This is a genomic window from Chryseobacterium bernardetii (genome assembly GCF_003815975.1).
In the GTDB taxonomy this organism is placed as follows: Bacteria; Bacteroidota; Bacteroidia; order Flavobacteriales; family Weeksellaceae; genus Chryseobacterium; species Chryseobacterium bernardetii.
The window spans coordinates 1718468-1733276 of record NZ_CP033932.1; the positions used below are offsets into that span (position 1 = coordinate 1718468).

Here is a 14809-nt window from a genome sequence, read left to right on the forward strand (position 1 = left end):
TTTAATGTAAATTTCTGCAAGTTGCCTGTGGATTACAATAACGAACAAAATTGTGAGTGATAATTATGAGAAAAGAAACTTCAACCAATGCAGCAAACGAACAGTTTTTGTTCGGAATTTGTGAACTGAATTCGGCAGTAAGTATCATCAGTGGACGTTGGAAGTCGCAGATTATTTATTCGATATCAGAGGGAAATAACAGGTTTCATCTTCTAAAGAAAGAATTGCCTAATATTTCTGAGCAGGTTTTAGGGAGACAGCTAAAGGAACTGGAAATCCATAAAATTATCATCAAAAAAGAAATCCCCGGCACCATTCCTGCCGGAATTGAATATATATTGACAAACAAAGGGAAAGATCTTGTACCAATTCTGAAAAACTTATGTGAATGGGGAAAAGAATATGCAGATGGAAAAGAAATACTGATCTGTAATATTTCTTAGAAAAACATGTATGTTGCTGAAATTGAATTCAATAATTTATTAATTTTGCTTGTATGAAATTATTGGCAGCACAATACTATTAAATAAATAACTAAACGATCATGACTTTTGGACAACAGATGTTATTCTTCTTCAGTGCAGTAGGAGCATTCAACGGACTTCTGCTGGGGATTTATCTGCTGTCTGTAAAAAAACTGAAATATCTCCCGGATTTTTTTCTTGGGCTCCTTTTGCTGATGCTGAGCACAAGAGTAGGAATTGCTGTCTGCATTTACTTTTATCCGGATCTGCCAAGGATTATCCCGCATCTGGGATTGTCAGCCTTATTTTTTACCGGACCGGCACTCTATTATTATGTGAGATCTTCTTTTCAGCAAGAGCAGTTTGATTGGAAGAATTGCCAGAAATGGTTTGGGATACTGACTGTTATTTTAGGAACTGTTGGTTTACTGTATTTGGTTTTTCCTGTTACCTGGGAACATTATTTCGGAACCTTTATTTATACTGTTTGGTCTGTATTTATATTTCTTACGGTGTACCAATACTATACCTTTTCAAAGCATAATCATAAAATCCCAAACAAATTTGTTCTTCCGGTTCTTATCAGTAATGTGATTATCTTCCTCACGTATCAGCTGATTTCAACGGGTTGGGTGCAAATATATTGTGCAGGAGGAAGCCTTGTATTTTCATTTGTGCTGTATGCTAATTTTTTGATTTTATTCAATAAAAAATATCAGCAGCTCCCGGCAAAAGAAGCTGGGAGGTACTCCAATAAAAAGATTTCAGAAGAGCAGGCAGATAATTTTGTTTCCAGGTTAAAAAGATTGATGACCACAGAAGAACTTTATAAAAATCCTAATCTGAAACTGAATGATCTTGCTTCCCGAATGAATATTTCTGCTCATCAGCTTTCTCAGCTGCTGAACGATAATTTGGGTAAAAGCTTTTCAACCTACATTAATGAATATCGGATTAATGAAGCCTGTGAAAAAATAGAAAATGGTTCTTATTTGAAAATTGAAGAGATAGGATATGAGGTGGGGTTTAACTCTAAATCTACTTTCTTTTCAACATTCAAAAAAATCAAAAATACAACACCTCTTTTGTACAAACAGTCACAAACCCTTACTGAACCTACGTTTCAGAGTTCAAATTTATAATTTCGTACTGCGGAATTTTAATTCCAAAACCTGATTTTTCTACCATGCCAATACTTTTGATTCATAAAATTAAAAATTATGATTATCAAATTATGGTTCTTATTGTTGCTACTATTATTATCTATTTTGGGGAAGGCACAGGAAATCTCAAAAATGAATGTTTCAGATTCTCTGCCGGATAATAAAAGTTCCACTACAACTATTTCGGAAGTTGTTATTCAATCCACTTCACGCAGGATGAAGCTCAATGACGGGAATCTGGTACTCACAGTTGCCGGAAATAAAGACTTTAAAACCGCGACTCATCTTCTTGATGTCCTTAGAAAAACTCCGGGAGTCTCTGTAGAGCAGGAAGACGGAATTTTTATTGGCGGAAGAATTTCTCCGGCCATTTTTATTAACGGGAAGCAGATTGTAATGAGCAGTCAGGAATTACAGGCATATTTAAGGTCTTTATCTCCTGAAATGGTAGAATCTATAGAGGTTAATGCCAACCCTTCTTCTAAATATGATGCAGAATTTAAAGGGATTATTGATATCAGGTTAAAAAAGAATGTTAATCTGGGCTGGAAAGGTAATTACAATGGAAATGTGTATGTGAATAAATTCAGCTACCGGGAAAATGCTTTCAATATTTCTTATCATACAGGAAAAGCCACTTACAGCATACAGGGAGGAATTAACGATGGAATTTCAACGTACCGGTATGAGGCTTTACAGCATTTGGCCAACACGAATATTATGCGAACCAATACCTATCAGAAAGATCAGGGAAAAGTTTACAGTATTCAGGCAGGAGCAGACTTTACGTTAAATGAAAAAAATAGGCTTGGCTTTAGTTTAAGGGGTAATTCAAGGAAAAATGACCGCATCCGGAACGGATCACTTTATACTGTTGATAATGATGAATCTCAAACTATCTTTAATACAGCCAGTGAAAATCCTATAGATTATAATCAGGAAAACTATGGAATAACAGCTGATTATTCCTTTCAGAATAAACAATTTAAGATTGATTTTATTGGGAATTACCTTTCCGTTAAAAACAGTCAGGTTGATGATTTTATCAATAAAGAAGCATCTACAACTGGTATTTTGTCTTATTGGAAGTCAGATCTTTTGAATAAAATTAATATCTATATTGCTCAGGCTGATGCTTCCCGGAAATTAGGAAATGCAGATTTGGGCGCCGGGATTAAATACAGCAGTTCATATACACGTAATAATATCAGGTATGATACACTATCCGCAGGTAATCAGTTTAGTTATGATCCCATACGGAGCAATATATTTTCGTATAAAGAAAAAATATGGGCAGGTTATGTAAGCTACAGGCAAAAATTTGGAAATTTTCAGATCAATGCAGGAGTAAGACTTGAAAGTACAAATAGTATATCAAATGCAATGAGTACTGATTCCATTGTCAAAAGAAATTACCTTGAGTGGTTACCTTCCTTAAGTCTTAATTACACATTCAATAAATCCAGTGAATTTTCCCTGTCTTACAGCAGAAAGATAACAAGACCAGCTTTTTCTCAGCTTAATCCTTTCCGGTACTATTTCAGTCCGTTGAACTATCGGATAGGGAATCCTTATCTGCAGCCTTCATTTACAAGCCAGATTAAAGCAACCTATCGTTATAAAAACTGGATAACAAGCTTTGTTATTGGAAAAGAAAAAGATGTAATGGCCCGTTATCCACTGTATAATCCGGAAACAAATGTTTTGGAATACCTTGGGACAAATTTGCCTTATCGGAATTTTGCAATATTTGAAACAAGCTTTCCGGTAAAAATTACGAAATGGTGGAGCGTGACCAGCCAAATAACAGGATATTATAATTATGAATTTATGCCCTATCTGGATGAGGTCTTTGCACTGAATGTCTATAATTATGAACTGAGATTAAATCAGGTATTTTCCCTTCCGAAAGGTTATACGGTGAATGTTTTTGCCAATTATGAATCCAGAACAGGAAATAGCCTTTACATCATTAAACCGAGGTATAATGTAGATATTTCAATCCAGAAATCATGGCTGGATAATAGGCTTAATACAAAAATCGGTTTCAATAATATTTTTGATTCTTATGAGCAACGCTTAGAGTTCAGGCATAAACAGATTATGGATAATCGGTTTACACATTGGTGGGACAGCAGCAGATTGATTTTTTCTCTGAGTTATAATTTTGGAAGTTCAGATTATCAGCTCAAAGAAATCCGGAAAACAGAAGAAGAAAATAGGACAAGGTAAAAATAACCTGCTTAAAAAAGCAGGTTTATATTTTTTATGGGCAAACACAGTTACCACAGGTCCAGATTCTGCAGCTGCCATCCTCATTCCACTCACAGCAGTATCTTTCCCTTATAATACCTCCGGTTACTGATTTTTGTTGCTCTCTTCCTAGTTTCTGTGCATTTTTAAGCACTGGATTGTTTTTGTTCATGATTTTGTTGTTTTGATGTTAATAGTTAAATTTTAATTTTTTTATAATCTTGCAAAATTATATCACTAATATATGGATTTATTTAAAAAAATAATAAAAACCAATGAATAATTGATGAGTGAAATATATTGATATTGAGCAAAATAAAGCCTGCTCGAAAAAGCAGGCTATATTATTTTTATGGGCATACACATCTATCACAAGTATAGATAATGCATTTTCCTGAAGGATCCCACTCACAACATCTTTTGCCTGTTGAGATTCCTATTCCACCCACTACTGTTTTTTGTTGTTCTCTTCCTAGTTTCTGTGCATTTTTAAGCACTGGATTGTTTTTGTTCATGATTTTGATTTTTGATGTTAATAGTTAAGTTTTAAACAATATAATTTCGCGAAAATTATATCACTAATATATGAAATTAAAATTAAATAATATCTGTTTTTTTGTTCTTATATAGATGAAATATAGTAGGTTGTAGATATTTTTATATACCAACCCCTGTAGTTGGCTTAATAGAAGGAGAAATTTGCTGCATAGTGTTTATTGAGAGTCCCAAATTTCATAGAGAAAATAAGGCAAAAGTTTTATAGGTAGAGACCTTTACTTATATTTGTAGTATTGCATAAATCTTTATGAGACTAAACATTAAAAACGAAACGGGGAGGCTGAGATCAGTAGTTTTGGGCCAGCCTAATTCATTGGGACCGGTTCCCACGCTAGAGGAAAGTTATGACGCCAAGTCATATTACTCAATCGAACACAATATTTATCCTAAAGAAGAGGATATTATCAATGAAATGAACGCTTTTGAAGCGGTGTTGAAAAAGTATGATGTTGAAGTACTTCGCCCAAGTATCATTAAAGATTATAATCAGGTCTTTTCAAGAGACGTAGCTTTTGTAATTGATGATAAGATGATTATTTCCAACGTAATTGCAGACAGAGCAGATGAGCAGGAAGCATACAAAAGTGTTTTTGAAAAAGTAGCCTGGAGAAAAATTATTAATCTGCCGGAAACAGCACATATTGAAGGTGGAGATGTTATTGTATGGAATGACTTCCTTTTTATCGGAACCTGCTTCAGCGAAGATTACAGAAACTATAAGACGGCAAGAACTAACGAGTATGCCATTGAAATTCTAAAAGAATATTTTCCGAAGAAAAGAATCATAGATCTTGAACTGAAGAAAAACGATAAAGTACCTTTTGAAGGAATTTTACATCTTGACTGCACTTTCAATCCAGTAGGAGAAGACAAATGCATCATCTACAAAAACGGATTCGTAGATGAAAGCGATTATCGTCTTATCATCGATATTTTCGGAGAAGAAAACTGCTTCCACATCAATGATGAAGAAATGTTTGAAATGTTCCCGAACATTTTCTCTATTTCTCCGGATGTTGTAGTTTCAGACAAAGCATTTACGAGAATGAATAACCACTTAAGAAACGAATGGGGAATGACTGTAGAAGAAATTCCTTACAGGGAAATCTCTAAAATGGGTGGACTACTGAGATGTTCTACAATGCCGCTTGTAAGAGACTAATTAAGTTGTGGAGTAGGAGAGTTTAAGAGAGAGAAAAAATCATCTTTTAATTTTTAATTCAAAAAAAATGCAAACTACAGATACAGTATTAATGATAGAGCCGATTGCATTCGGTTACAACGCAGAAACTGCGAAAAACAATTATTTTCAGGTAGAACAGACGGGATCCGATATCCAGTCAAAAGCACTTGCAGAGTTCAATACCTTTGTTGGAAAGCTGAGAGGAAAAGGAATTAATGTAATTACCATAAAAGATACATTAGACCCTCATACACCGGATTCCATTTTTCCCAATAACTGGGTAAGTTTCCACAGAGACGGAAAAGTGGTTTTATACCCTATGTTCGCTTCCAACAGAAGAGTAGAAAGAAGAGATGATATTCTTGAAAGCATCAAAGACCAGGGATTTGAAATTACTGAAATTGACGACTGGTCATTTCCTGAAACCCAGGGTCATTTCCTGGAAGGAACAGGGAGCATGATCTTTGATCACGATAACAAAATTGCCTATGGTTCAGTTTCTTTAAGATTAGATGAAAACTTATTCAGAGAATTCTGTGCAAAATATGGCTTTACGCCAGTGGTTTTCCATTCTTATCAGACGGTAGGTACAGAAAGACTTCCCATTTATCATACCAATGTAATGATGTGCGTGGCAGATAAGTTTGTAGTGATCTGCCTTGATTGTATTGATGATGAGCTGGAAAGAGAAAAGGTTATTGAAACCATCAAGAATTCAGGAAAGGAAATTGTTGAAATTTCGGAAGAGCAAATGCAGCAGTTTGCAGGAAATATGCTTCAGGTTCAGAATAAGGACGGAGAAAAATTCCTTGTGATGAGCCAGACAGCTTATCAGTCATTAAATCAGGAACAGGTAGCTGCCATTGAAAAATATTGTGAAATTATTTATTCCGATCTGCATACGATTGAAGTAAACGGAGGAGGAAGCGCAAGATGTATGCTTGCAGAAGTTTTTCTTCCAAAAAAATAATTGAACCCATTATCAAATAAAGGTTTACATATTCTTCTGACTTTGGAAACAGAGTCAGAAGATTTGTTATTGGACAGCAAAGGTTTTTATTTGTAGGAATCATCTTAGGTTTTACCTTTTTAGAATTTCTGTGGAAACTTTAGTTTGAAAAGAACACTTTTCACTGGACCTGGCTATTTCTGAAAACCTGCTTCAATTTTTAGTTCCGTTATTAGTTGTTCCCCAGCTTACTCATTACCTTTTGGATGGCTTTATTTGGAGAAAACTAAAAAAAGTTAACTAACTTTGCTTCAATCTATAAAATCTAAAAATGAGACAATATCTTCTGTCATTAACTATTTTCCTTGGGATCATTGTAGGAGCTCAGCAGAAAACTTTTTGTAATCCTATTAATATTGATTACGGTTATACTCCTTTTGAAGTTTTTTCAAAACAGGGAAAACACCGTGCTACAGCCGATCCTGTAATTGTTAATTTTAAGAATAAGCTGTTTCTTTTTTCTACCAATCAGGAAGGATACTGGTATAGTGATGATATGCTGGACTGGAAGTTTGTTAAAAGAAAATTCCTGAGGGATAATAAATACATTCACGACCTTAATGCCCCGGCTGTATGGGCTATGAAAGACACACTCTATGTATATGGCTCCACCTGGGAACAGGATTTTCCGATCTGGAAAAGCACAAATCCTACTAAAGATGACTGGAAAATTGCAGTGGATACTTTAAAAGTAGGAGCGTGGGATCCTGCCTTCCATTATGATGAAGACAAAAATAAATTATACCTGTATTGGGGTTCAAGTAATGAGTGGCCGTTGCTGGGAACAGAAGTGAAGGTGAAGAATCTCCAGTCCGAAGGTTTTGTAAAACCTATTATTAAACTGAAGCCTGAGGACCATGGTTGGGAACGTTTCGGGGAGTATAATGATAATGTTTTTCTTCAGCCCTTTGTGGAAGGTGCATGGATGACAAAACACAATGGGAAGTACTATATGCAGTATGGCGCTCCGGCAACAGAATTCAGTGGATATTCCGATGGGGTATATGTAAGCAAAAATCCTCTGGAAGGCTTCGAATACCAGCAGCATAATCCATTCTCTTATAAACCGGGAGGTTTTGCAAGGGGCGCAGGCCACGGAGCTACCTTTGAAGATAATTATAAAAACTGGTGGCACGTTTCCACCATCTTTATTTCTACCAAAAATAATTTTGAAAGAAGACTGGGAATATGGCCGGCAGGTTTTGATAAAGATGATGTGATGTATTGTAATACGGCCTATGGTGATTATCCTACCTACCTTCCGCAATATGCCCAGGGAAAAGATTTTACAAAAGGTCTTTTTGCAGGATGGATGCTATTGAATTATAATAAACCGGTTCAGGTTTCATCTACTTTAGGCAGCTATCAGCCTAATTATGCTGTAGATGAAGATATCAAGACCTATTGGAGTGCTAAAACAGGAAATTCAGGAGAATGGTTCCAGACTGATCTTGGTGAAGTTTCCACCATCAATGCTATTCAGATCAATTATGCAGATCAGGATGCTGAATTTATGGGAAAAACAATAGGAAAGATGCACCAATATAAAATCTATGGTTCTAATGATGGGAAGAAATGGAATGTAATTGTGGACAAAAGTAAGAATACTAAAGATGTTCCTCACGATTATGTTGAACTTGAGCACCCTGCAAAAGCCCGTTTCCTTAAAATGGAAAATCTGAAGATGCCTACCGGAAAATTTGCATTAAGCGGTTTCAGGGTATTTGGAAAGGGATCTGGAAAACAGCCAGCCAAGGTAGAAAACTTTGTTCCTTTAAGGGCTGATCCTAAAAAATATGGAGAAAGAAGAAGTATCTGGATGAAATGGCAGCAGAATCCCGAAGCAGACGGCTATGTAATCTATTGGGGAAAATCTCCTGATAAAATGTATGGAAGTATTATGGTATACGGAAAGAATGAGTATTTCTTTACAGGAGCAGACAGAACAGATGCTTATTATTTTCAGATTGAAGCCTTCAATTCCAATGGAGTTTCAGAAAGAACAGATGTTGTAAAATCAGAATAAATCAAATTTAAAATAAAGGAATAACACGTTTTGAATCAGAACGTGTTATTTTTTATCTGCCTTTTTAAGAAAAGCTTCAATTCTATCAATAAGTAGGACATTGTTAGGTTGCTTATCCCAGTCCAGATGACCGCCATTGAATTCATAAGACTCATGAATAACATTATTTTTACTCAAAACAGAATCCAGAATCTTACTTTGGCTTAAAGGAACCACACGGTCTGTTTTTCCATAGTAAGAAAGTGTAGGGGAAGAGGCTGTATTAATCCAATGAACAGGGCTGGCAAAATTAATAGCTGAGGTCTTTGCAGGAAGTATTTTAGCATCAACCAGGTGCTTTTTTACAAAAGAATATTCTTCATAACTTTTGAAGCTTTTATCTGAAAGGTCAGCAGGACCTACAATATTGATAACTGCCTTTACGTTTTTATCAGCATCAAAATGATAAGCATAAAGCATAGATAAATGGGCGCCGGCACTGTTTCCCATAAGAATAAGCTTAGGCTGATAGTTTAGCCTCTTCTTCAGATAGGTAATGACGCTTTTAATATCATCTGTCTGGTTGGGAATGGCATACTGTACAACAGAGGCCAGCCTGTAATTCATGTTGACAAAAACATGATCCGGAAACCTTTGCATCAGAGAAAGCGTGAAGAAAGTAAGTTGAGATTTATTTCCGCCGCGCCAGCCACCGCCATGAATAATAATGAAAATTTCTTTTTCCTCAGATGGTGTTTTATCGGGCATATAAAGGTCTATCACTTGTTGCGGATTGTTCCCATAATGAAGATTTTCCTCTTTATTAAAGCTGATATTGTTTCCGAGGCTGATCTTATTCTCTTTACAGGCTGTGAATAGTAAGAAAATAAGACTGATGATAGATATTAAACTCTTTTTCATATAATTAAAGATAAAAAACCTGCTGAAGAATCAACAGGTTTGTGTACAAAATAATTTGATTGAATATGAAGAAAGATAGTTTTTATCTTGTCCTGCTCTTGATAGAATCAGAAGCGCCTTCAATGTCTCTCACTTTTTTCAGTTTTTTGTTCCCGAAATTGTAAGTAAGGCTCACTGTAAAGGTTCTTTTGTATTGATTCTGGTGGATGTAATTGTAGTTTCCGTTACTTTGATAGTCATCAATTTCTACAATATTGGTTCTTAAAACATCATTTACATTCAGAGCAAATGTCCAGTCGTTCCAGTTTTTCTTGATGCTGAGGTCCAGACTTGATAAACCTCGTAACATCCCCAGTTCTATCTGCTGTTTGTCTATGTAGAAAAAGTTAACCCCAAGAAACCATGTTTTAGCCTTATCAAGACGGATGGTATTGTTGGTCTGGATTAGAACACTGGTAGAATTCGTATCATTAACATAGGTAACATATTGTCCAAGTTCATTTTTGAATCGGTCTCCTGTAGTAGGATCCATATCAAGGCTCCCGTTATTTCTGTTATGCTGAACTCCAATACTGAAATTAGTAGTCCAGTGCTGTTTGAAGAATGATTTTTGGATTCCCACCATTGCAGACATTTCCTGTTTATCTCCAAAATTTGTTCTGATATATCTTAAGGCAAGATTTTTACCTATATCACCATTCGGTTTTTCAGGATACCCCTGTAACGGAACCTGGGTAATGGCATCTTTAATGTAAGAATGATTTAAAACTACGAAATAGGAATTCTTATACATATACATTAATTCCTGATTGTAGGTAGAGGATGCCTTTACAAAAGGATTATTCTGAGTATAATTGTCATCGGTAAGTTTATTCACTACCGGGTTGATCTCCCAGAAACTTGGTCTTCTCATTCTGCTTGAAAATGAATAAGAGAGATTGTTTTTATCATTAATAGCATAGTTAAAGCTTAGATAAGGAAGGAAATTATTGTAGTTTCTTTCAATCCTCTTAAGAGCTTCTGTAGGTGGATTGTCTGATGTTCCTAAACTGTTGGTAATCTCATATCGGGCTCCTACTTTTCCGGAGAATTTTTCTGAAAACTTCTTTTCAGCAGTCAAATAGAAACCATAAATATTTTCGTCATAAATAAAATGATTGGGTGCCGATTTTGTTGGCTTTTCAGGATCAACAAAATAAGTTGTGTTTTTAGTATCGTTATCTGTTTTGGTCTTATTATAATTTCCACCAACAGAAATGGTCAGATCATTCTTAAATTTCTGGATATAATCTGCCATTCCGGAAAAATTGTTGATAATTTGCGGCAGATCCTGCAATAGTTGTGTACTCTTTCCCAATACATCCCTGTTTATATTGGATTTATAAGTCATATTATCGGTGAACTGAAATCTTTTATAATTCAGATAAGCTGCATTTACGTTCAGTTTACTGCCTAAAGAATCAGTTTTTAATTCATAATTTAAATTGATTGAGTTATTATAACTTCTTGAATCCTCCTTATTTTTAGACCATGTATAGCTGGTTCCATCTTTATTAATAATGGTGTTGAACAGGCCTACGGTTGAATTATAACTTTTATTTGCCCATGTATTCCAGGATAAAGCTAAATTGCTCTTATCATTTAACTGATAATCTATATTCAGATAACCGCCAATGTTTTTGTTGGGATCATCAATATCACCGGTTGATTCATTAGATGCGCCAATACTGCTGTTTTTCAGAGTGTAGGTTTGCGCTTCAATATTTTCGCCTCCACTGAGACTGGCGCTTATTCCCAGTTTATCTTTTCTGTAATTAGCTGAAAAACTTGCCTGGCTGCCATTGTATTTACCCTGGGTATTGGAGAATCTCATATTTCCGTTGAGACCATCACTCATTTTTTTCTTTAAAACAATGTTGATAATTCCATCCGAAGATTCCACTTGGTATTCACTTCCCGGAACCGTAATTACTTCAATTTTCTGGATGTTTTCCGCCGGAGTGTTTTTCAGGAACTGAGCCAAAGATTCTGCATCCATATTGGATTTTCTTCCGTTGATGTAGATTAATACATTGTTCTTTCCTGCAATCTTTAATGTTTTATCATCTGTTGAAGACAATAAAGGAGTTTGTTTCAGAATATCGAAAGTGGTATTTCCTTTCGCTATAGGAGAAGATGCAACATCGTATACCAGACGGTCACTTTGTTTTTTGAATACCTGTTTGGTGATGGTAACACCTTCTATATTTTTAGTCTTTGTCGAGTCAGATTTCTTTTCCTGAGCAAAAGCACAAGTTCCGAATATGACAGCTATTGACAAAAGTATACGTTTCATGTTTGTTTTTTTAAAGAGTGGTTAAGAGAGATAAGTTTTTATAGATTAGGTTCTTGATTTTACAGCATCATTCGCTGATTTCATTTCCCTTGCTTTTTTCAGTTTCTGATTTCCGAAATTGTAGGTTACCCCAATACTTATTAATCGTGGATAGTTGAAGTTGGTTATATTGTTGTATTTTCCATTAGGCTGTACACCATTAACTCTGTAGAAACTTTGGTTAAATAAGTCGTTACCTTCCGCAAGTATGGTCCAGTCACCAATAATTTTCTTCACACTGATATCAAAGCTTTGTCTTACTCCTATTGTTCCTCCTTCCATAGCCACTTTGCTTCCGAAATAGTAGTTAACTCCTAAAAACCAGTCTTTTTTAGAAGAAAGACGGATGATATTATTGATGGTTGCAGACATATTGTAGTTCTTAACATCCACAATATAAGGTTCCAGCTCTTCACTTTCGTATGGGCCTAATTGAGAAGTCGGGTCCTGCCATACTCCACCAGTGTAAGTAATATACCCAAGGTTTACAGAATAATTGGTTGTCCAGATATCTTTAAACCAGGACTTGTTCATCCCAAGTGTTAAACTGATTTCTCTGTTTTTTCCATAATTTGTTCTGATGTATCTCAGGAATCTTGTTTTTTCCATAAGCATATTACCTGCCGGATCGTATATGATATTACCGTTTTCATCCCTTTGTGGGGCTGTTAAAATCCCTTGTAAAGGAAGCAGGTCAGAAGCTGCCGCGTCGTTTACCATAGTATAGCTCAGATTGGCATAGAATGCATTTTTATACATATAGTTCAGCTCCTGGTTATAAAATTTAGCCGCCAGTACAAATGGATTATTCTGTGTGTAATTGGTTGGAGTGAAATAAGTTCTTGAAGGATTAAGTTCCCAGAATCTTGGTCTTCTGATTCTGCTGGAGAAAGTATAACTTAAATTGTGGTCTGAATTGATAGCATAGTTTAAGTTCAGATAAGGAAGCAGGTTATTATAGTTTCTTTCGAACCCTGTTTTTCCAAGGATATCTCCGGTACTTCTTGTCATTTCATAACGGGCTCCTATCTTTCCGGATAACTTTTCAGTAAGCTTTCTCTCATAATTAAGATAAATTCCTAAAATATTTTCCTTATAAATGAAATGATTGGTTTGTTTGGGATCCATTACAAACTCCCCGCCTGTTAATTTGTCCTGTCTGGTATCATTATCCGTATTGGTATAATTATAACTTACCCCCATTAACCATGTTGCTCCTTTAGCCGTTTTTTTCAGGAAATCTATATTAGCAGCATAATTGTTGATGATTTGTGGTACAGACTGCTGTAAAGCAGAATATCTTTTTTTATACTCTTCACCTGAAGGATCAATACCTAAAGGGATGCTCTCATTAAAGCTTACCTTGTCTCTGTTGAACCACAGGTAAGAAACATTGGAGGTAAGTTTGCTGCCTATAGAATCTGTCTTAATTTCATAATTTAAATTGAAAGAGTGATTTCGGGTCTGGGCATCTTCATGATTAACGGTTCTATCCATTAGTTTCCCGTTTTGCCAGTTCGTCATATCCAGAATAGAATTGAAACTCTTATTATATCTCATATTATAAGAAAGCCCCAGACTCTGTTTTTTGTTAATCTCATAGTCAATATTGAATCCGCCACCGAAGTTTTTATTAGGATCATCATTAGAACCATAAGATTCATTTCTGAAGGTAGGATCCCCGTTGGAAAGCGTATATCTTTGTCTTTCTGTCCAGCTTCCCATTCTGAAGTTAGAATTTCCCGACCATTTTCCCTGTCTGAAATTGAAAGATCCTCCCGCATTAGGGTTGTTGTAATAAGCCTGCTCGTTCTGCATTTTCAAAGTCCCATTGTAGCCATTGTTTTTGTTCTTCTTCATTACAATATTGATAACCCCTTCCTTAGATTCAACCTGAAACTCACTTCCGGGAACAGTGATCACTTCAATTTTCTGAATATCTTCAGATGGAGTAGACTTCAGCATTTCAATTAATGCCTCTGCATCCATATTGCTTTTTTTATTATTGATGTAAATAATAGCATCAGACTTCCCAAGAATTTTCAATGTCTTTCCATCAATACTGGAAATCATAGGAGTCTGTTTTAAAAGACTAAAAGTATTAGTCCCTTTTGCAATAGGGGAGGCTGCTACATCGTAAACAAGACGGTCCCCCTGTTTTTTGAAAACCTGTTTCTTAATATTGACTGACTCAATAGCATTTATTTTCAAACTATCTTTTTTCTGTTGAGCGGTAATCAGTCCGCTGAAGAATAGTGCTGCAATGAGAATTTGAGTTTTCATGATTATTATTTTTTAATTAATAGCTTGTATGGTTTGTTATTTAACATTACAAAGATATATAATAAATTTAGTATCATGCAATACAAAGTACTAAAAAATATTTTTAAATTAATATAACTTACTGATTTACAGTTTGTAAAAATTTAGGTTTAAAAATTGATTGCTTGACCTTTCTGTATAATTAGACAACTGTAACAAGAAATTTGTTACAGCAAAACATGAAATTTTATGAAAAATAATTTTATTCCCTGTCGAATCTGGCCAGCTTTTTATCTACCCATACTGTAGCAAAGGGGAAAAACGCTGCTAATAAAGCGAACACAAAATCTTCATCATCCCAATTGTAAATTTTTCTTGCTGGAAGACATAGCAAAAGATAGAGTGTAAAAAACAATCCGTGTAAACTACCAATAACGCTGATGAAAATAATAGAGTACAGGTTCTCATCATACCGAATCCAGATCATCGCCACACCATATAGTAAAATACATGAAATGGCCTCAGCCAGACAGATCTGTTTAAACCATTTGATGAGTTTTTCCTGTGAATATTTTGAGAAAAATTTTTCGATGAAGTCCATTTATTGTATGATAAGT

11 protein-coding genes are annotated in these 14809 nt (G+C 35.2%); 6 read left to right on the forward strand and 5 right to left on the reverse strand.

Going from position 1 to position 14809, the window contains the following annotated elements; all coding sequences use genetic code 11:
- Positions 1 to 65 precede the first annotated feature (65 nt).
- The 3 genes from EG339_RS07955 (at position 66) to EG339_RS07965 (ending at position 3859) form a co-directional block, all read left to right on the forward strand.
- A complete protein-coding gene (locus tag EG339_RS07955; protein WP_123869726.1) occupies positions 66 to 443 on the forward strand; it encodes a winged helix-turn-helix transcriptional regulator in 378 nt (125 codons plus the stop codon).
- 101 nt (positions 444 to 544) lie between these two features.
- On the forward strand, positions 545 to 1606 hold the full coding sequence (locus tag EG339_RS07960) for a helix-turn-helix domain-containing protein (protein ID WP_123869727.1): 1062 nt from the start codon (positions 545 to 547) through the stop codon (positions 1604 to 1606).
- 78 nt (positions 1607 to 1684) lie between these two features.
- On the forward strand, positions 1685 to 3859 hold the full coding sequence (locus EG339_RS07965; RefSeq protein ID WP_123869728.1) for a TonB-dependent receptor domain-containing protein: 2175 nt from the start codon (positions 1685 to 1687) through the stop codon (positions 3857 to 3859).
- A gap of 371 nt (positions 3860 to 4230) precedes the next feature.
- On the opposite strand, the gene EG339_RS24195 is transcribed toward EG339_RS07965, so the two are convergent.
- The gene (locus EG339_RS24195; RefSeq protein ID WP_164465423.1) at positions 4231 to 4395 is read right to left on the reverse strand and encodes a hypothetical protein; all 165 of its coding nucleotides are present in this window, start codon (positions 4393 to 4395) and stop codon (positions 4231 to 4233) included.
- Positions 4396 to 4685: 290 nt separating this feature from the next.
- On the opposite strand from EG339_RS24195, the gene EG339_RS07970 reads away from it, so the two are divergent.
- The 3 genes from EG339_RS07970 to EG339_RS07990 all read left to right on the forward strand — a co-directional run bounded on the left by EG339_RS07970 (position 4686) and on the right by EG339_RS07990 (position 8656).
- The gene (locus EG339_RS07970; RefSeq protein WP_123869729.1) at positions 4686 to 5600 is read left to right on the forward strand and encodes a dimethylarginine dimethylaminohydrolase family protein; all 915 of its coding nucleotides are present in this window, start codon (positions 4686 to 4688) and stop codon (positions 5598 to 5600) included.
- A 67-nt stretch (positions 5601 to 5667) separates the two neighbouring features.
- Positions 5668 to 6591 (forward strand): citrulline utilization hydrolase CtlX, encoded by a 924-nt coding sequence (ctlX, locus tag EG339_RS07975; RefSeq protein ID WP_123869730.1) that lies wholly within the window; start codon positions 5668 to 5670, stop codon positions 6589 to 6591.
- Between the two features lie 310 nt (positions 6592 to 6901).
- The gene (locus EG339_RS07990) at positions 6902 to 8656 is read left to right on the forward strand and encodes a discoidin domain-containing protein (RefSeq protein WP_123869731.1); all 1755 of its coding nucleotides are present in this window, start codon (positions 6902 to 6904) and stop codon (positions 8654 to 8656) included.
- A 45-nt stretch (positions 8657 to 8701) separates the two neighbouring features.
- Here EG339_RS07990 and EG339_RS07995 read toward each other — a convergent pair whose 3' ends face one another.
- The 4 genes from EG339_RS07995 to EG339_RS08010 all read right to left on the reverse strand — a co-directional run bounded on the left by EG339_RS07995 (position 8702) and on the right by EG339_RS08010 (position 14793).
- A complete protein-coding gene (locus EG339_RS07995; protein WP_123869732.1) occupies positions 8702 to 9556 on the reverse strand; it encodes an alpha/beta hydrolase in 855 nt (284 codons plus the stop codon).
- 82 nt (positions 9557 to 9638) lie between these two features.
- Complete coding sequence (locus tag EG339_RS08000; protein WP_123869733.1) at positions 9639 to 11891, reverse strand: TonB-dependent receptor domain-containing protein; 2253 nt, start codon at positions 11889 to 11891, stop codon at positions 9639 to 9641.
- Positions 11892 to 11936: 45 nt separating this feature from the next.
- A complete protein-coding gene (locus EG339_RS08005) occupies positions 11937 to 14213 on the reverse strand; it encodes an outer membrane beta-barrel family protein (protein ID WP_123869734.1) in 2277 nt (758 codons plus the stop codon).
- 241 nt (positions 14214 to 14454) lie between these two features.
- Positions 14455 to 14793, reverse strand: a complete 339-nt coding sequence (locus EG339_RS08010; RefSeq protein WP_123869735.1) for a DUF3817 domain-containing protein — start codon at positions 14791 to 14793, stop codon at positions 14455 to 14457.
- Between the last annotated feature and the right edge of the window lie 16 nt (positions 14794 to 14809).